This window comes from Bacillus salacetis (assembly GCF_049177075.1).
Classification (GTDB): domain Bacteria; phylum Bacillota; class Bacilli; order Bacillales; family Bacillaceae_B; genus Rossellomorea; species Rossellomorea salacetis_A.
Genome location: NZ_CP185377.1, coordinates 1,189,424 through 1,207,740, shown reverse-complemented (window position 1 = coordinate 1,207,740; position 18,317 = coordinate 1,189,424). Strand labels below are relative to the sequence as shown.

12 protein-coding genes are annotated in these 18,317 nt (G+C 44.2%); 3 read left to right on the top strand and 9 right to left on the bottom strand.

Annotation, left to right across the window (positions count from 1 at the left end):
* Positions 1 to 35: 35 nt before the first annotated feature.
* Positions 36 to 3,812, bottom strand: a complete 3,777-nt coding sequence (gene addA / locus ACOJQI_RS06090) for a helicase-exonuclease AddAB subunit AddA (RefSeq protein ID WP_421385402.1) — start codon at positions 3,810 to 3,812, stop codon at positions 36 to 38.
* Entirely contained in the window at positions 3,805 to 7,293 is a 3,489-nt protein-coding gene (gene addB / locus ACOJQI_RS06085) for a helicase-exonuclease AddAB subunit AddB (protein ID WP_421384121.1), read from the bottom strand. Before addB ends, addA begins: the two co-directional genes overlap by 8 nt.
* Positions 7,294 to 7,607: 314 nt before the next feature.
* Between addB and ACOJQI_RS06080 the strand changes: the two genes are divergently transcribed.
* Positions 7,608 to 8,582, top strand: coding sequence for a quinone oxidoreductase family protein (locus ACOJQI_RS06080; RefSeq protein WP_421384120.1), 975 nt, complete (start codon positions 7,608 to 7,610; stop codon positions 8,580 to 8,582).
* Between the two features lie 35 nt (positions 8,583 to 8,617).
* Here the strand turns inward: ACOJQI_RS06080 and ACOJQI_RS06075 are convergent, their stop codons facing one another.
* The 5 genes from ACOJQI_RS06075 to ACOJQI_RS06055 all read right to left on the bottom strand — a co-directional run bounded on the left by ACOJQI_RS06075 (position 8,618) and on the right by ACOJQI_RS06055 (position 14,903).
* Entirely contained in the window at positions 8,618 to 9,793 is a 1,176-nt protein-coding gene (locus ACOJQI_RS06075) for a thiolase family protein (protein ID WP_421384119.1), read from the bottom strand.
* A gap of 18 nt (positions 9,794 to 9,811) precedes the next feature.
* Positions 9,812 to 10,552 carry a 3-oxoacyl-ACP reductase FabG gene (fabG, locus tag ACOJQI_RS06070; RefSeq protein WP_421384118.1) on the bottom strand — a complete coding sequence of 247 codons (741 nt, stop codon included), beginning with the start codon at positions 10,550 to 10,552 and terminating at the stop codon, positions 9,812 to 9,814.
* Positions 10,553 to 11,442: 890 nt separating this feature from the next.
* On the bottom strand, positions 11,443 to 12,003 hold the full coding sequence (lepB, locus tag ACOJQI_RS06065; protein WP_421384117.1) for a signal peptidase I: 561 nt from the start codon (positions 12,001 to 12,003) through the stop codon (positions 11,443 to 11,445).
* A 20-nt stretch (positions 12,004 to 12,023) separates the two neighbouring features.
* Positions 12,024 to 12,641 (bottom strand): TVP38/TMEM64 family protein, encoded by a 618-nt coding sequence (locus tag ACOJQI_RS06060; RefSeq protein WP_421384116.1) that lies wholly within the window; start codon positions 12,639 to 12,641, stop codon positions 12,024 to 12,026.
* Between the two features lie 291 nt (positions 12,642 to 12,932).
* On the bottom strand, positions 12,933 to 14,903 hold the full coding sequence (locus ACOJQI_RS06055; protein WP_421384115.1) for a S9 family peptidase: 1,971 nt from the start codon (positions 14,901 to 14,903) through the stop codon (positions 12,933 to 12,935).
* A 251-nt stretch (positions 14,904 to 15,154) separates the two neighbouring features.
* Here ACOJQI_RS06055 and ACOJQI_RS06050 point away from each other — a divergent pair, with 251 nt between their 5' ends.
* Entirely contained in the window at positions 15,155 to 15,544 is a 390-nt protein-coding gene (locus ACOJQI_RS06050) for a hypothetical protein (protein ID WP_421384114.1), read from the top strand.
* A gap of 142 nt (positions 15,545 to 15,686) precedes the next feature.
* On the opposite strand, the gene ACOJQI_RS06045 is transcribed toward ACOJQI_RS06050, so the two are convergent.
* Positions 15,687 to 16,271: a competence protein ComK gene (locus tag ACOJQI_RS06045; RefSeq protein ID WP_421384113.1), complete on the bottom strand. Its 585-nt coding sequence runs from the start codon at positions 16,269 to 16,271 to the stop codon at positions 15,687 to 15,689.
* A 417-nt stretch (positions 16,272 to 16,688) separates the two neighbouring features.
* Here ACOJQI_RS06045 and ACOJQI_RS06040 point away from each other — a divergent pair, with 417 nt between their 5' ends.
* Positions 16,689 to 16,928 carry an IDEAL domain-containing protein gene (locus ACOJQI_RS06040; protein WP_421384112.1) on the top strand — a complete coding sequence of 80 codons (240 nt, stop codon included), beginning with the start codon at positions 16,689 to 16,691 and terminating at the stop codon, positions 16,926 to 16,928.
* A 122-nt stretch (positions 16,929 to 17,050) separates the two neighbouring features.
* Here the strand turns inward: ACOJQI_RS06040 and ACOJQI_RS06035 are convergent, their stop codons facing one another.
* Positions 17,051 to 18,310 carry a M48 family metallopeptidase gene (locus tag ACOJQI_RS06035; protein ID WP_421384111.1) on the bottom strand — a complete coding sequence of 420 codons (1,260 nt, stop codon included), beginning with the start codon at positions 18,308 to 18,310 and terminating at the stop codon, positions 17,051 to 17,053.
* Positions 18,311 to 18,317 lie beyond the last annotated feature (7 nt).

Genomic DNA, 18,317 nt, shown 5'->3' with positions numbered 1-18,317 from the left:
GTGCCCGGGAGTAAACTCCCGGGCACTCTGTTTATCTACTCTTTTTCCACTTTCAATTCACGGGCAACATCAAAAAAGTAAAGGTATCGTTCATTCACAGTTTCCTTCCATATCCTTTCAATGGCTTTCGTGTACAAACCCACCTGGACACGGTACCGATCAAGGAGGATCGGTCTGGCTTCTTCATACCCGCCTTTGTACCGTTCATCTATACTATCTGTTTTATAATCCAGCAGGACAAGACCTTTCTCATCCCTGAAGATGAGGTCGATGATCCCTTGGACAAGGACAGTTTCTGAATCCTCTGCAGATGCAGAGGCATCAATTTCATGAACAGGCACAGCCATACTGAATGGAACCTCACGGTGAACTTCTCCTGCGCTTAGGACCCTCTGTCCCATTTCACTCTCAAAGAACGCCAGGATTTTATCTTGGTCAATCGCTTCTGCCTGCTCTTCTGTCAGCAACTCTCTGTGCCTCAGGTCGTCCAAGACTATTTGGAGCGAGGCTTGATCAGGCATTTCGGCAAACGATATATGCTGCATGACCATGTGCATGGCTGTTCCGATTTCAGCTGGTGTCAGTTGTTGGGACTGAAGGAATTTCGGTCGTCTGAAAACAGGTTTTTGAATTTTCCTAACCATCCTGTCACTGCTCGCCTCATCTGAAATTTCAAACATTCTTTTGATTTCTGAAACCGATTGTTTAGAAGGAAGCACTGCTGCTTCCGGATAGGGATATCTCCATGAAAGCCTTTCAACAACTTCTTCTTTATCGGAGGATTCCTTATCAACCTGAAGTCCCGCCTTTACGTTCTCCTGCCAATCAGTACCCTCATCATCCCCCTCTTCCTCCAGGATCATGAACTGAGATTTAGGGATGATATCCAATTTCCAGCATGAAGGGTGTTCATGGATTTCAGACGGAAGTGACGATATGGCCGGCCGGCCTTCATTCAGACCATTGCAGTCACGGTGCCTTATCAGGGAAGGACCGATCCAGTCCATAAAGCTTAACGCCTTGGCCCTTTCAAAGTCCGGAAGAAGCCATTCTTTATGGCTCGCGGCAGAACTCCATTGCTTCAACGATTTCTCAGCATCTTTCACTGTTCCGAGTAAATACAGTTTTTCTTTCGCTCTTGTAAGGGCAACATACAGCACCCTCATCTCTTCCGCAATCGTTTCGAGGCGCTTTTTCCTCTTAAAAGCAAGCTGCGGCAAAGAAGGATAACTGATTCTCTTTTCGGGATCAAGATATTTTGAGGCAAATCCGAACTCCTTATCCAATAAGTAGGATTGATTCAAGTCCATAAGATTGAATTGCCTCGATAAACCGGCGACAAATACAACAGGGAACTCCAAACCTTTACTGGAGTGGATGGTCATCATCCTCACCACATCCTCCTGCTCACTAAGTGCTCTGGCTGCCCCTAAGTCGTCACCGCGTTCCCGCATCCGGTCAATAAACCGGAGAAAGCGGAATAGTCCCCGGAAGGATGTCTCTTCATATTGGCGTGCCCGGTCATACAAAGCCCTGAGGTTTGCCTGTCTTTGTTTGCCGCCGGGCATACCGCCGGCGAAGTCATAAAAACGGGTATCACGGTACAGCTGCCAAACCAAGTCAGCAAGTGCCCCTTGGCGTGCTTTTGTCCTCCATACCGTCAAATTGGATAAAAACTCGCTTAATTTATCATGAACTTCTTCATTACTGACTTCATTCGATTTTTTACTGATATATTTCCGGACCGCTTCATAGTAGGTTCCGGACTTTGAATGAATCCGGACTTCCGCAAGCCCCTCTTCATCAATGCCAACGATCGGCGACCTTAAAACCGATACAAGCGGTATGTCCTGATAGGGGTTGTCGATCACTTTCAATAACGAAAGCATAATGGCAACCTCTGTCGCCTCAAAGTATCCAGATGATAGATTGGCATAGATCGGTATGCCGTGTTTCTTGAACTCCTCCATGATCTCCGGAGCCCAGGGCATTGACCGGAGAAGGATGACGATATCCCTGTATTGAAGCTTCCTATGGCGGCCTGCCTTCGCATCATAAACCTGCTTGCCCTCACTGATGAGTTCTTTGATCTTCCTGGCCATATACCGAGCTTCAACCACTGATTTTTCCAAATCGGCTTCATCATATACGAGGCCTTCCAGCTCGGAACTCCCTTCAGCTTGCGGCACTTCATCATCCGATTGATCAATGACAGCAACTTCAATCGGGTACTCCTCATCTTCAGGATAAGCTGCCCCCTTGATCAGCAGGGCCTCTTGATCGTACTCGATATCCCCCACATTGACTCCCATGATCTGTTTGAATAGAAAATTAGTTCCTTCAAGTACTTCCATTCTGCTTCGGAAATTCCTCGATAAATCAATTTTCATTCCCGTTTCCTCACCAGCCGGGGTGAAGCGGTTATACTTACCGAGGAAAAGGTTTGGTTCTGCCAGCCGGAATCGGTAGATTGACTGTTTTACATCCCCTACCATGAAGAGGTTCCCTCTTGACTCCTCATCCGCAGTGACGAGTCCCAGGATTGATTCCTGTACCAGGTTGGTATCCTGATACTCATCGACCAGCACCTCTTTAAACTGCTTTCTGTATTCCATTGCTGCAAATGAAGGTTTTATCCCTCCATCCCCTTCTGAGTCTGTCAGGATTTCCAGACAGTAATGTTCCAGATCAGCAAAATCAACTACACCTTTTTCATTTTTTAATGCATTGAATTTCCTGCTGAATCCTTTTACTGCTTCAACAAGCGAGGAAACTACCCCTCTCATTTTCTTCATATCTCTTAAGTAGGTCTCGGGCTTTCGGGAGAAGAAATCTTCCGCGATTTTCTCTACCATCTTCTTCCCTTTGTCCCTGAGTGCCTTTGCTTCCTCTACAAGCTCAGGAATATATTCATCGCCTTTACAAGGTTTCAGCCTGGAGAACTTAATGCTTTGAAATAACGCTTGCCCTTCGCTCCATGAATTTTGGAAAGAAGCACTCAGCTGCTTGGTCAATGCCAGGTCATCCAGAAAGTTTTCCGCCCTGGGTGCCGGGCCCCCCGGCTCCTTCGCAAGGTCATATGCCTGTTGAAACAGAGCCTCGGCCCCCTTAAGGCTTAGTAAAATATCAAATTTCAGCGCTTCAATGAAAGGCAGGGACTCAAGGTCCCCTTCTTCCTCTACATCATACATATCCACGAGATTACCCAGCCAGGCATCCGGGTCCGGATGCGACCTCGAGAAGTCGTACAGCCTGCGGATCATATCTTGCAGCGCTGCATCACTGCGGTCATTTGTGAACGTATCCACGAGCTTGTAAAAAGGTTCATTATTCTCTTTTCCATATTCCTCTTCGAATAGCTCATCCAGGACTTCATCTCTTAAAAGTTCCCCTTCGGTATCATCAAGAATCCTGAAACCCGGATCAATATCTATCATGTAATAATACTTGCGGATGACCTCAAGGCAAAAGGAATGGAGGGTGGAAATGGATGCCCTGTTCAGCAGGCTTAGCTGTTTCCTGAGATGGTACGACCCCGGATCGGCAGTAATCGCTCTCTCCAGTGCTTCTCCGATTCGATGCCTCATTTCAGCTGCAGAAGCATTGGTGAATGTCACGACAAGAAGCTCATCCACATTGATACCGTCTTCTTTGTCGAGGATCTTCTGGATGATTCTCTCAACCAGGACAGCCGTCTTTCCGGACCCGGCTGCAGCCGCAACAAGGATATCTCTGCCCTTTGCCCAGATGGCTTTCCATTGGTCATCTGTCCAAGTGGCACCCTCTGGCTTTACAGGAAGGTTATTATTCATGGGCATCTTCTTCTCCTTTCATCTTTTGCAGTAAATCTGCCGGTTTTCCCTCGGTGAAAATACGATATTCGTTTTCTTCCATAGAGGAATCAAATTGGCAAACCGGTTTGAAGGCACAAAACTGACAAGGTGTTCTGTCTTTTAATTTATATGGAGCGATATCTGTTTTTCCGGACATGATATCATCGCCTGATTTCTTGTACAAGTTCCTCACATGGGAACGCATAACGTCAAATTGATCTCTGTCAGCAGCTTTCGTTCTGGAAGATAAGGTACCATCCTTTTTCAAACCAGCTGAAATGATATTTGAACTGCCGGATTCTAGTGATTGGTCCATCAACCGGACAACATCTGTTTCTCCCAGTACCAAGCCTTTCATCTTAAAACTCTTGAAGATTTCCTCTTCAATCTCTTCAAGTGTAAGGATTTTTTTACTGTTTACCATCGGGTTATGAACATGAAAATAAAATACTCCCGCAGGGTGGGCGTCTGCCCCAATCAATTTTTGTGAGTGGGTAAGGACAATGTCCAGATAAGTCAGCATCTGAAGTGATAATCCGTAATATACTTCCGTTAAATCGAGGTCTCTCGCACTTGATTTATAATCAATGATCCGCAAATAGACCCCTTCATCACTTTCCGCTTTATCGACTCTGTCAATCCTGCCCTGTAAAGCCATCTTCGTTCCGTTTTTCAGGGTGAACGCAAACGGTGGCAGTTCCGCTTGCGGACCGAATCCAAGTTCAAGCCCGACTGGAGCAAACCCGCTCGCTTTGGCGTGCTCACTCAAAATGAGTGACGCTCTCCCTATGACATCCTGCAGCTTCTTCTTGATATAGTGATGACGGTTGGAACTTAACAGAATCTGATGCTGAAGCTTCGGTGCAAGTGACTTCACCGCTTCCCTGGCCAGCTCCAGGCACTGGGTTTTCGTCAACTGTTTCCATGAGAATCCGTTTCTATCAATCTCTTCTGATATCCACTTCAATGCGGCATGGAACATATCCCCGATATCAGGGGCTTCCAGTCGGTAGATATCCCTTTCGCGAAGTTTTAGTCCGTGATTCGCAAAGTGAGAGAAAGGGCAGCCATGGAAGAGCTCCATTCTTGAGACACTTGCCAATATTTCATCACCATACAATGCCTGGCTCGTTTCCTCGGAAAGCTTCTTCCCTTTATTTTGATAAAACAGGCTGGACAAAATATGTTTCGCACTGCCTTTCCATGCAGGGTCAGAGATGTAGTAATTATAGGTGTCCCACCAGAAGTCTTCTATATGATAGCCTCTCTTTTTCGCCTGAAGACCTGATGTCAGATAGGAAATCGTTACATTTGGATGGCACACATATGAAAGCTGTTCATTCCTTGGCAGCTCGGATGGATCGTTGACCAGCAGACTGATTTCTGCCTCAGGGCAAAGTTCTGACAATCTTTTAATATATGGGGACGGCAAAAGTGCTTTTCCTTCTTCATTCGCAATCGGATAGGATACATAGAGTCTTTCGGATGGAGTTGTGAATGCCTTATAGGCAATGAACTCTTCATCAAGCAGTCGGGTTTTGCTTCCCGGCGCTATCGTTAACCCGGCCGCGTTCAGTTTATCCCGGTCTTCATCTGAAAAAATCCCGTCCTCTGTAATTTTAGCGGGAAGGACCCCATCGTTCACTCCTATAACAAAGGCCGCCCGGAGATCTGCCAGCCTTGACTGCTCAAGATTGGCGATCATAACCTGGTCCACAGCAGGAGGCACCAGGGAGAACCTCATCGATTCAATCCCGGCATCAATGATCGATGCAAACTTCTTAACTGTGACTTCCTCATCCCCCAAGATTTCTACAAATTGATCCAGTAGATCCATCACGGCGTTCCAGGCCTGGTCATGTTCCCTTGCCGAAATGATATCACCTCGGCTCTCCGCTTCAAGGCGAAGCCGTTCCAGCTTGGCGGGAATATCAAGTTCCTCTAGATAAAGATAAAGAATTTCACACAGGTCCTGTCCTGTCCGGCCTTTTTTCAGTCTTCGTCCGAAACGCAGGATCGGCGCAGAGATAAATAATCTTAGTTCATTGATTTCATGCTCCATTTCTCTTTCTCTATCTGTCTGCGGCATATCCGCTTGCTCCAGACCGCGGAACCTCCGATAGATCCAGCGATCCTTCCTCGTCCATTTATCCCCCTGGATTCCGTATGCCAGGACATAGTTTTCCAGCTTGTCCATCTTCTCCCGCAGCTGCTGGGGGTTGCGGTCATACGGAAACAGCAAATCGGTTTTGACTGCACGGAATACCGGTTCGTACCGCCAGTTGCTGTTCATGATTTCCAATGTTGAACGAATCAGCTCAATCAGCGGATGATTCAGCATTTTCCGCTTTTGATCGATAAAGTATGGGATTTCATAATCGTAAAAGACCGTTTCGATAATATCTTGATACTCCTGTCCATTCCGGACAAGCACGGCCATATCCTTATAACGGTAACTTTCCGTACGGGCAAGGCGCCTGATCTCCCTTGCCACCCCTTCAATCTCCGCCCTTCGGTTGGATGCTTCAAGGATGGTCATTCCGGTTTCTTCCTCTAACGGCATGACCGGTCTCTTTTCAAAGTTTGCTTCTATATGTTGGAGTCCATTATTTTGAAAGCGGCTCGTTTGTCCAAGCACAACCTTGTCTTCAATTCCTCCCCTGGAGGCCTGCGCCAGCTGTGACAGCGCCTCATAAGTTTCCGAGGTCATCCTGAACAAGTCTGTTTGTCCGCTATGAATCGAATTTGGTTCAGCCGTTAAAGAAACGGTAACCCGTGGACAGTAATCCATAAGCTTGCCAATCACTGCATATTCCTGTGGTGTAAAGCTATGGAAGCCATCAATAAAAATATCGGCATTCTGTAGAAATTCCGACTTCCCGATTGATTCTTCCAACAAAGTAAAATAATCTTCGGAATCGATATATTTTCCCGACAGGTTTTCTTCAAAGCTGTCATAGATCAGCTGCAAATCATGAAGTTTATCCGCCAACGCCTTGGATTCTTGTCCGCTTTCATTCCAGCTTTCCCTTTTGCCGGAGAGTTCTTCCGGTGAAATACAATATCTTTTGAACTCGGTCAGCATCACTTCTACATGCTCAATGAAACCTGCCTTGTCCGATGCACGAGAAAATAATTTCAGCTGGTCCTTTTTGTCATCGATGATTTTTCGGATCAGCATATTAAGACCAATATTGGACAGATGATATCTGTTAAGTCCCCCTGTATCCTGCAGGATTCTCCAGGCAAGGCGGGTAAAGCTGTACACCTGTGCACGGATCATCCCATTGATTCCTTCTTCATTCACCAAATTATATTCAGAAAGGAATGTCATCTGATCTGGAACAAGATAAATGACAGGACTCCCATTTGGTTCCTGTCTCAGTTTTTCTTTGATTTCATTCAAAATCATATTGGTTTTGCCTGTTCCGGCACGCCCCAAAATAAATCTGACCGACATATTCCCACTCCCTGTTTTTTTATCTATTTATAAAGGATTTTTTCCCAATCTCGAATCTTTCTACAATATTAGCTGTTTAAATTCAATTATATCCATGAGGTATGCCAAAAAAATGTCTAGGTCCATTATAATACACTGCTTTCATTCTGTCGGGAACCACAGTCCCATTATCACTGGAAATTTCTTGGTCTTTGAAGATAACGTAAACGCGGGCAGGGTGGCCTGACATATTTTACAGGAATAGAGGATTCAGTTCTGAAATGTCAAATATAGTTAGTGCCGGAGTTCGGTAATCTCGTAAAAGGATGAATGCCATGAGAGCAGTAATTGTAACAGAATTCGGAGGCACTGAGTTTATTCAAATGGCCTCTGCAGATGTTCCATCGATAAAAGATCATGAAGTTTTAATCAGAGTCGTGAAAACGAGTGTGAATTTCGCAGACATCAAATCAAGATACGGCAAAAAAGGGGGCAAACTTCCTTTTATTCCAGGCCTTGATGCAGCTGGGTATATTGAAAAGACAGGTTCAGGGGTTTCCGGCTTGCACGAAGGTCAAAGAGTCATCGCTTTTCCTAAGAATGGTTCTTATGCAGAATTTGCAGTAGCTTCTCAAGAATTAGTCTTCCCTATCTCCGATGAACTTGATTTTACCACCGCCGCTTCGTGTCCAGTTGTTTCTTTTCTATCTCATCGGCTGCTGTTTAATGTCGCCCGTATTCAAAAAGGGGAAACAGTGCTGGTTCATGCAGCCGCCGGTGGAGTCGGTACAACAGCGATACAACTGGCCAAACTTCTGGGAGCTGGAACGGTCATCGGCACAGTAGGAAATACTGCAAAAAGAAAAATAGCGGAAGAGAGCGGAGCTGACTTTGTGATCTGTTATGAAGAGGAAGACTTTTCTCAAGCTGTCAATTCGATAACTGATGGCAAAGGGGCAGATATCATATTGGATTCAGTTGCCGGAGGTGTTACTGAAAAGAGTTTGAACTGCCTGGCTCCCTATGGCAGATTGATTCATTTCGGCAATTCAGGTGGAAAAGCAGGAAAAATCCTCACTTCAGATCTTCATTCAAGCTGCCGTTCAGTTCTGGGATTCAGTTTGGGAACGACTAGAAAAGAAAGGCCCCAACTCCTGCACGAGACGGCAAAAGAAGTATTTCCTTACTTAGTCAAAAAACAGCTCAAGATCAAAGTAGGACACGAATTTCCCTTGGAGGATGCCGCAAGGGCACATGAATTGATGGAAAACCGGTTAAATCAAGGGAAAATCATATTGAATGTGGAGTAAATGGTGAAAGCCCGGCAAATCCGGGCTTTCTTTCCTTATAATGCTTCGATAAAGACTGTGGCTCCCATGCCTCCGCCTACACATAAGGATGCAATCCCTTTGTGCAGTTCACGCCTTTTCAATTCATGAACCAGCGAAACCACAATCCTTGCACCTGTACAACCTACAGGATGACCTATACTTATCCCGCTGCCATTCACATTGGTTTTGTTACGGTCCAGGCCGAGTTCTTTCTCCACCGCGATATACTGTGCAGCAAAAGCTTCATTCACTTCTATGAGATCAGCTTCTTCGAGGGTCCATCCTGTTTTAGACAAACCTTTTTCCACCGCTGGAACCGGGCCTCTTCCCATGACTTTCGGATCAACACCGGCAACTGAACAGCCTGCAATTCTGGCAAGAGGTTTGATTCCCCGCTTTGCCGCCTCTTCCTCAGACATCATGATCAGTACGGCTCCTCCATCATTAAGGCTTGAGGAATTCCCTGCTGTAACTGTACCTCCTTTTCGGAATGCAGGCTTCAAACCAGACAGTTTTTCCGTAGTTAATCCTGCACGCGGCCCTTCATCTTTGGTGATGGTTTTCGTTTCTCTTCTAGACTTAACCTCAATCGGCACAATCTGGCTGTCGAAATAACCTTCTTCCGCAGCTTTTGCAGCCCTCTCATGGCTCAGCTTTGCCAATTCATCCTGTTCCTCTCTCGTTATGTTATGGATCTCAGCAAGATTCTCCGCAGTTTCGCCCATCATGATCCCATGGATCGGATCTTCAAGAACTTCCCATACCGAATCCCGGATTTCACCATGCTGAAGGCGCTGCCCCCAGCGATGTCCCTTCATGACATACGGACTTGAACTCATAGCCTCTACACCGCCGGCAAGAACAATGTCCGACATGCCTGTTTGAATCTGCATATAGGCAGAAATGACTGCCTGCATTCCGCTTGCACACTGTCTTTGAATTGTATAGCCCGTAGTCGAATCCGAAAAACCTGCCAAGAGAGCCGCTGTCCTGGCTGTATTTGGTTGGTCGGTCCTTTGGATACAGTGTCCAAGAATAACCTCATCGATGTCTCCCGGCCCCAATTTGCTGTCTTCTGCAGCTGCCTTCATGACAGGTACAATCAAATCTGTCGGCAGCAGATCCTTGAATGCTCCGCCAAAAGCTCCTACAGGAGTCCTGAACGCAGAAGTTATCACTACATTTTTCATTTTCTCCACCCCCTTCATTTACATCATTATTCCGCCGTCGACTTGCAGAACAATTCCATTTACATAATCAGACTCATTCGAAGCCAAGAATAAATAGGCATTTGCAGCATCTTCCGGTTTCCCGAATTTCCCCAGCGGGATTAACGAATTCATCTGAGCTTTTACCTTATCCGGAATTTTGGCTGTCATCTCTGTTTCAATCACTCCCGGAGCAACCGCATTAACATTGATTCCTTTTGGCCCAAACTCCTTCGCCCAGGTTTTGGTCATTCCAATAACTGCCGCTTTCGATGCGGCGTAATTGGTTTGCCCCCCATTCCCGAAAAGTCCGCTGGCAGAGGCTGTATTGATGATTTTCCCCTTGCCGCTGCTTAATAGTGCCGGCAGAAAAGCCTGGGTACAATGGAAGACTCCAGTCAGATTAACATCCAGGACTCTTTGGAAATCTTCCTCACTCAGTTTTGCCATCATGCCATCTCGTGTAATTCCGGCATTATTGACCAAGATATCGATCCCACCGAACTCCTGAGCAACCCTTTCCGCCAAACTGTTAACGCTTTCACGATCAGCGATATCGACCTGGTAAAAGACCGCATCACCACCCTCTTCCACTAACTTCTTTGCTTCAGCGGCTCCTTTGCCCTCATCGTAATCTGCCATGACCACCTTGCAGCCTTCCTGGACAAACTTCCTGGCTGCAGCCAGACCGATCCCATTGGCACTTCCGGTTATGACAGCTGTTTTATCCTTTAATCTCATTATGTATCCTCCCAACATGTAAACATCTTGCTGGTAGAATATTTCGACAATACCCCGCAAAATTCCTCTTTTTGACGGGCCAAACCCTGATTATGCCAAAGCCCAAATCGGATATTCTTCATGTTTTAGTGCATTCTATGATTAGAATTCAAAAATAGATCTTAAGGATGGGGGGGATAACCATGAAGAAAAAGCTGCTTTATATGCTTCTTGCCGCTATGCTGGCAACAACGATGACAGCATGTGATGATGAGCCGGGCGAAGACGAAATCGGCGATGGCGAGATCAATGATGAGGAATAAACAAAAATGGAAGCGGCCGTTCCTATTATTGTGAGCAAAAAAACGCCATATGTCCTGACCAGGATTCAATGGCGTTTTTTTTGCTATTCTTCTTATAGACCTATTTACGGATGATGCCATTTAAAATTAAATTCCCATCTATAATGGGACGTTTCTTCTTTAATCGTGCCATTATAAACTCTCTCTCCTTCTATAATGGTACGTTTCTTCTCTAATCGTACCATTATAATCTTTCTCTCCTTTTATAACGGGACGTTTCTTCTCTAATCGTACCATTATAAACTGACTCTCCTTCTATAACGGGACGTTTCTTCTCTAATCGTACCATTATAAACTCTCTCTCCTTCTATAATGGGACGTTTCTTCTCTAATCGTACCATTATAATCTTTCTCTCCTTCTATAATGGGATGTTTCTTCTCTAATCAACCTATTATACTTCCCAGCTCCGTCTATTTTCCGGTGTTTCCCCTCTAATCACCCTGCTATACTTCCACAATCCTTCTAAGATGGCGCATTTGCCGCATAACCACACGGCAGCTCACACAAAAAAACGCCTGATTCCTATACTGGAATCAAGCGCTCCTTAATCAATCGCCAAACTGGACATCGAATTCATTCAGAGGCCAGTAACGCAGGTTTACTTTTCCGACAATCTGTTCCTGGTCGACAAACCCGAAGTAACGGCTGTCCATACTGCTGCGTCTGTTATCCCCAAGAACAAATACCATCCCCTCAGGAACGGTTTGTTTGCCGGTGATCTCTTCCAACGTGAAATCTCCTGTCAGTTTGGTGCCAACCATTTCCTCTTTGAATTTATCCAGATATGGCTCTTCCTGAAATTCGCCATTCACATATAACTTATCGTCTTTATACTCCACGGTATCACCAGGAAGGCCAATAATCCGTTTCACATAATCCTCTTCCTCATTGGCATGAAACACAACAACGTCAAAGCGGTGAAGTTCACCAACCTGATATCCTATCTTATTGACAACAAGCTTATTGCCGTCTTCGAGCGTAGGCATCATGGACTCGCCTTCAACAACGTAGTTTGAAAACAGGAAGGTCCTGATCACAACAAAGATAACCAAACCGATTCCTAAAGCCTTGATCCATTCTACACTCTCTTTTTTTATGCTGTCTCTCAATCTAATTCCTCCTACCCTGGTTAACCGCGGGAGTGATCTTTATCTACTTTTTTATTAATGCGGGCTTCCACCCGTTTACCGGCAAGCCAAAGAATGAAAATTCCAGCCAGGACCAGTGCTGTACGCAATGGCTGTTGGAATAATGATACAATATCATGTCCGATAAAGCTAATGGTAAAAATCATGACAATTTTCCCGGTAACGACTGCGAGCATATACTGAAATATATTGATTCCGGACAACCCTGCTACAATATTGACCAGCGCTGACGGCGTAAAAGGAAAGCATAACAGCAGAAACAAGGGGCCGAATCCATGACGGTCCACCCAGTTCGTCAAACGGTGAACCTGCTTGTTGTTTTTCAGAAAACGGAAGAAACGGGCCTGGCCATATTTTCTGACAAGCAGAAACACGATTAGTGCTCCAAGGGACGCCCCCATCCAGGAAAATAAAAAGCCGAACCACAGACCGAATGCATTCACATTTGCCAGAACAAAAGCAAACAGCGGAAGAAACGGCAGGAAGGCTTCCAGCATTGGAAGCAGAATTCCCGGCAATGGACCGAGAGAACGGTATTCCCTTATTAAATCCATTATATTTTCAAGTGTAAACCATGCTTTTATCATCTCAATATCCATACTATATCTTTCCCCTAAATAACTGCAGAACAAAACCCATTTTTAAATTTTTCTCCGTCCTGACTATCTTATGGGCATTGTCCCATAAAGAAGAATGAGAACAAATTAAATCCCTCATCCATAATTACCTGAATAATGTAAATTCAAGGGCTTATAAGAAGTATATCATAAGGGTTTTCCATCTAATAGACTGTCATGAAAATGAAATATCATTTACACTTTCAGACTGCTTTTTTCTAAAAAACACCCGGTAAAAGCATTATCACGGTTACCGGGTGTTTTGACAATGTATCAAATATATTTCTTAAACCAATCCTTAATATAATTCAATCTGGCTACTCTTAAATTAGGTTTTCCGTTCCTTGAGAGATTATGGTTTGCTTCAGGGAATCGAACCATTTCCGTATCCTTCCCCTGCCTTTTCACAGCAATGTACAACTGTTCCGCCTGTTCAATAGGACAGCGGTAATCTTTTTCACTGTGAAGGATCAAAAGAGGTGTATGGATGTTCTTCGCATAGGCAAGCGGCGAATGTTTCCATAGTTTTTCGACGTCACCCAGGTCAGCATCGATCTGCCACTCGGAAAAATAATAACCGATATCACTGACCCCGTAAAAGCTTACCCAGTTGGAAATCGACCTTTGAGTAACGGCCGCTTTGAACATATCTGTATGGCCGACAATCCAGTTTGTCATGAAGCCTCCATAGCTTCCTCCTGTTACTCCAAGTCTGTCTTTATCGATAAAATCGCAGTTTTCAGTAACATGGTTCACAGCAGCCATTACATCTTCATAATCTCCGCCTCCATAGTCCCCTCTCACCGCATCAACAAACGTCTGGCCGTACCCGTGGCTTCCCCTTGGATTGATGAACAATACGGCATAACCTTCAGCTGCAAGCATCTGGAATTCCTGATAATATGTATTACCATACATCATATGAGGGCCTCCATGAATTTCAACGACCAAGCCGCATTTTTCTCCTTCGCGCAAGCCCGCGGGCTTCATCAGCCAGCCATTGACTTCCAAACCATCCCTGCTTTTAAAAGAAATCGCTTCTGTTTCTGACAACGTAACTTCAGCCAGGAATTTTTCGTTCACAGATGTAAGCTTCTTCAAACCGCCTGATGGGATGTCGAGCATGAATAAATCTCCTGGCAGCAATGGATTGCTGATGGCCACAATCGCTCTTTGACTTTCAGCATCCAAATCGAACCCATAAACATGCTGATTATCCAAAAGGGCCGGATAGAGGGCTCCCTCGCGATTTCCATAATACAGGACGGTATTTCCATTATCAGATGTCAGGAAGTAAAAACTTTCATTATCTGCAGCCCATTGCACGCCGGGATTGGATACACCTTGCTGAAAGTCAATTACCATGAAATCGCCAACCGGGCTGTCCAGTTCACTTGTCATGCAGCTAAGGGAGCCTGTTTCCAATTCATACATCCATACTTTTGTCAGTGTCGCATTTTCATACTCTCTTTCATGGCCGAGCAGGGCGATGAAACGGCTGTCAGGGGACCAGGCTGCATTACCGAAATAGCCTGTTCCATTGGTTATTTTTTGCTCGTTGGATTCTTTTACATCATATAAAAATAAATCCGTTTGGAATGATGTATCAAGGTCGACACTTTTATCTGCACCATATGCTATGTATTTGCCGTCTGGAGACCAGGACTGCAGGGAGTAATCAATATCCCCCTCGGTTATGATTTCCATATCAAGGGTTTCCACATCAAGGACGGCAATATGGCTTCTCTTTCCTTTGAAAAAACCGCTGTCATCTGACTTGTATTTCATTTTTTTCACTTCAAGCGGCTGGGGATGCTTTTCTTCTTCTTTCCCTTCCGTCAACGTTTCTCCTTCCCGCAAGGCTGTTGAAAATGCAATCTTCGTGCTGCATGGAGACCATACGGGCTGTGATGCACCATTAGGGCAGAATGTCAGCTGCTTCGCTTCTCCCCCATTACAAGCCAGTAGATACAATTGGCTTTTATCAAAGCGGTCCGAGACAAAGACCACTTTTTCCCCATCAGGAGACCACTTGGGTGACGAGTTCCGATTTTCCCCGAATGTCCATTGCGTGCTTTTCCCCGTCTCAACATCGAGATGAAACAGGTTGGATATGTAATCATTTTTTTCTTTATCCATTTCCGTTACAACATAGACAGCTTCCTTTCCACTGGGTGAAAGCTTCGGGTCGGAAACAGACTTTAATTCAAATAAATCTTCTGCAGTTATACCTCTTTTATTCAAAGTGTCAACTCCCTTTCAATTGCATTATAGGTCCTATTGTAAAAAATTCGACAGGTATGCCTCAAATCCTTTGTCTCGGGAATTTTCAAGCGCCTTGGTGATTAGATTCCCAGCCAATTCACCATACTATGGAAAAAAGATTGAAATTCGACCGGATTCTGCAATATTGGATATTGAAAATTTGGTAAAAAATACGTACAATAAAAATACGAACAAATGTTCTGTAATTCCTTATAAAAAGGAGCATAATTATGACCAGGATATCCGAGGAAGATCGAAACATCTTAGAGCAGGCGATATACCTGCCAATGGTCTTGACTGTGCTTGACAGGGATTTCACCGTTGTGGAAAAGAGTCCCTTCAAACTGAAAAGACCCTACCTGGAACTCATCGAGGAAACGATGAAGATTATTCAAAGCGAACTTGCAGGTGTGAAAAAGCACATGAAACTGAATGGAATGAAAGTGGAAAGAATCAAGACTGATGATGCCTTCACCATGTACTTGTTTCTTTACAAAGGGTACGAGGAGCATCATAATTACTTCAATCCCCGCCTTCGCAACCGGGTAGAGGAATTGCTGAGGCACTATTTGTATCAGCGTTTCTTAAAAGTCGAGACTCAGGAAAGCAAAAAAGCCTAAGGCCTTACTTTACCTCCCATTGGCACGCCGCCAAACCGCCTTCCAAGAATTACACTCTTGATTACAAGCGAAAGCCGCAGGAATAACTCTATCCTGCGGACTTTCAGCTTGCCTCCTAAAACTTTCGAGGATAACCGGATCATCACATATCTTCCCCTGAAGTTTCCTGTCTCCAGGCATAAGCCGGCACCTGTTCTGATGCTCTCCCGGGATAGGAGGCAAAATGCCGCGATGAAGATTTCCTTTCCGCATTCACTATCCGATGCTGAAAGTTGATTCTCAGCATCGCTGTCCTCATCATCTGCGCCTCGAAACTTGCATAGGACATGGGGAGGGTGAAGCTGCCGCGATTACGGAATGTCACACTTATTTCTTTACTGTTTAATTTCCGATGCGAAAGTACGTGATCATGGGATACCCAAATACATTCTGATTTGGCTGGTGATGTGGTTGGAAATAGATAGATGGACGAATGAGGATCTACAATGATGGGGGCTTTGTGGGTGATGCCTGTTAAGCGTTTGGTTCCATCTTTCCGGCCTTGATACGATGACCCAAAAAACTCACAGCTTTTTTTAATAATATCAAAGGGTTTAAAGGGAGATAACAGCGTTTCGTTTACTTCATGAATTTCTGTATACGTCCTGGCTCCATATTCTATCGGCATAATCAGCATCGTATCAGGATTGATTTCATATTCTTCAATTATTCGAGATTTCTCGACCATTCCTCTGCCTCCTCTACATTTTCTCTTGTATAATAACATAATATTCCAAAAAGTTACACTATTTTACTATTTTTATGCCAGGAATAATTTTTCAGAAAATTTAAATATTTACGTTGTTTTCTTATGACTTTTCTCATATAATATAAAAAAGTTCTTTTCACCGGAAATACCCGGAGGGCCCAAAAGGAGCTTGTTTATAAACACAGCAAGGTTTTCGTTCCTTTCCGAAAGAAACCAAGTCAACAAGACGACACTGCAGACGCCCAGATAGATATCCTGATACTATTCCGCATACGGCAATTGATCACTTTGCGCATCTATAAACCGTTAACTATTATCCACTGAATTTTTCCTGTCATGGTGATGAATCGGTTTTTATGTAACGTGCTTTATAAAAAAGACTTCAGGGGTGAGCGTATGGATAAAAAGAAAACTTATTCAGAATTGATGAAGGCTGGTGCAATGTCCCGGAAAACGGCCACCGAAATGACTTTGAATGAAATTTATGTTGATATGGTGTTAAATGAACTTAGCTTGCTGAATCAAAAAAGAAAGCTGAAAGAAGAATTGGACCGCGCTCTTGATCAGCGCGATGAAAACAAATTCATGACACTTTCGCATCAATTAAAAAATTTGACCGAGGAATATGGCATATAACCATTGGACTGACTAATAAAGTCAGTCCAACTTTATTTTCAGGCATATTTTGCATCATTTAGAGACGAATGGAGTTTTCATAAAAAATCCCTCCCTTTTTCAAATAAAGGGAGGGTTTTGGTTTATTGATCTGTATCATATTCCTGAAGCATAATAAGCCTTTCAAGCATTGTCGGATGACCGTAACGGAAAAACTTGACCAGAAGAGGAGGGTTTACTTGGCTTAAACCGACTCTGGACAGCTCCTGGAATGATGATATAGCAGCTTCCTTATCACCCGTCATTTCAATGGCATACCGGTCCGCACGTGTTTCCTGATATCGGGATATGAAGTTGGAAAACGGACTGATTGTGAACATCAGCATAGAGGTGATCAGCAAGAACAGTGGCAGTGAACTCAAGCTCGATACTTTATTCACCTTTAGGTCATCTCCATGTTTTCTGACTAAATGATTCATAAGCTTGGCAGCAATCCACAGGCCGAAAAAGGAAAAAACTAAATACAGAGCTATGCCGATATAGATGTGTTTTTCAACATAATGAGCCATTTCATGGGCCATAACAAACAGTATTTCTTTTTCCGACAGTTTGTTGATGGTCGTATCCCACAGGACAATCCTCGAATTGGATCCCACTCCGGTCACATAAGCATTAAGCGCATTTGTCTTTGAGGACATATCGACTTCATATACATGATCAGCTGGAATGTTTGCCCGGTCAGCAATAGCCAGAATTTTTTCTTCCAGTACTTTATCCTGAAGAGGGGTGAACTCATTATATAAAGGATCAATAAGGACCGGCTGAATGAACATCATGAAGATACTGAATGGCACAGACAATCCCCATGCAGCCAGCCACCACCTTTTAGGAAACTTTCTGATCAACAAATAGAGCACGGTGATGATAATAAACATCGTCAGATAATTCACCCAGAAATCTGTCAATTCATCTTTCATCCACTGAGAAAAGCTTTGGGTAGAAATATCATAAGCCTTCGAAATCCTGAAGGAAATGTATTGGAAAGGAAAGATCACTACATTGGACAGCAGCGAAAGCCAGAAAAGATAAATTGCCGTCTGGAGGATCCTGAACTTGGATGTTGCTTCCGACCACCGTTCGAATGCCCTCGACACACCAAGTATTAAAATGATGAAATAAAATAACCATTCATATGGGGTGGAAAGAAAAAACAATAGATTTTTTATTTTAGAATACTCTTCACTCAGCATCAATTCCCTGCTGTTCATGAATGTTTCCGGGTCGGCACTGCTTCCTTTATAAATATCAGGTAAAGAAGAGTCGGCTAAAAAGTAAAGATAGACATAAAAAAATATTCCTAACAGCAAATAGAGCAATACTGCTCTGAAAGCCCATTTACGCAATACTCAT

Bases quoted from the DNA above. Each gene is read 5' to 3' on its own strand.
- ACOJQI_RS06060 (WP_421384116.1), bottom strand. From the start codon at position 12,641: ATGGATATTGAGATGATAAAAGCATGGTTTACACTTGAAAATATAATG.
- ACOJQI_RS06075 (WP_421384119.1), bottom strand. From the start codon at position 9,793: ATGAAAAATGTAGTGATAACTTCTGCGTTCAGGACTCCTGTAGGAGCT.
- fabG (WP_421384118.1), bottom strand. From the start codon at position 10,552: ATGAGATTAAAGGATAAAACAGCTGTCATAACCGGAAGTGCCAATGGG.
- ACOJQI_RS06040 (WP_421384112.1), top strand. From the start codon at position 16,689: ATGGATAAAAAGAAAACTTATTCAGAATTGATGAAGGCTGGTGCAATG.
- ACOJQI_RS06080 (WP_421384120.1), top strand. From the start codon at position 7,608: ATGAGAGCAGTAATTGTAACAGAATTCGGAGGCACTGAGTTTATTCAA.
- ACOJQI_RS06050 (WP_421384114.1), top strand. From the start codon at position 15,155: ATGACCAGGATATCCGAGGAAGATCGAAACATCTTAGAGCAGGCGATA.
- ACOJQI_RS06045 (WP_421384113.1), bottom strand. From the start codon at position 16,271: ATGGTCGAGAAATCTCGAATAATTGAAGAATATGAAATCAATCCTGAT.
- addA (WP_421385402.1), bottom strand. From the start codon at position 3,812: ATGAATAATAACCTTCCTGTAAAGCCAGAGGGTGCCACTTGGACAGAT.
- addB (WP_421384121.1), bottom strand. From the start codon at position 7,293: ATGTCGGTCAGATTTATTTTGGGGCGTGCCGGAACAGGCAAAACCAAT.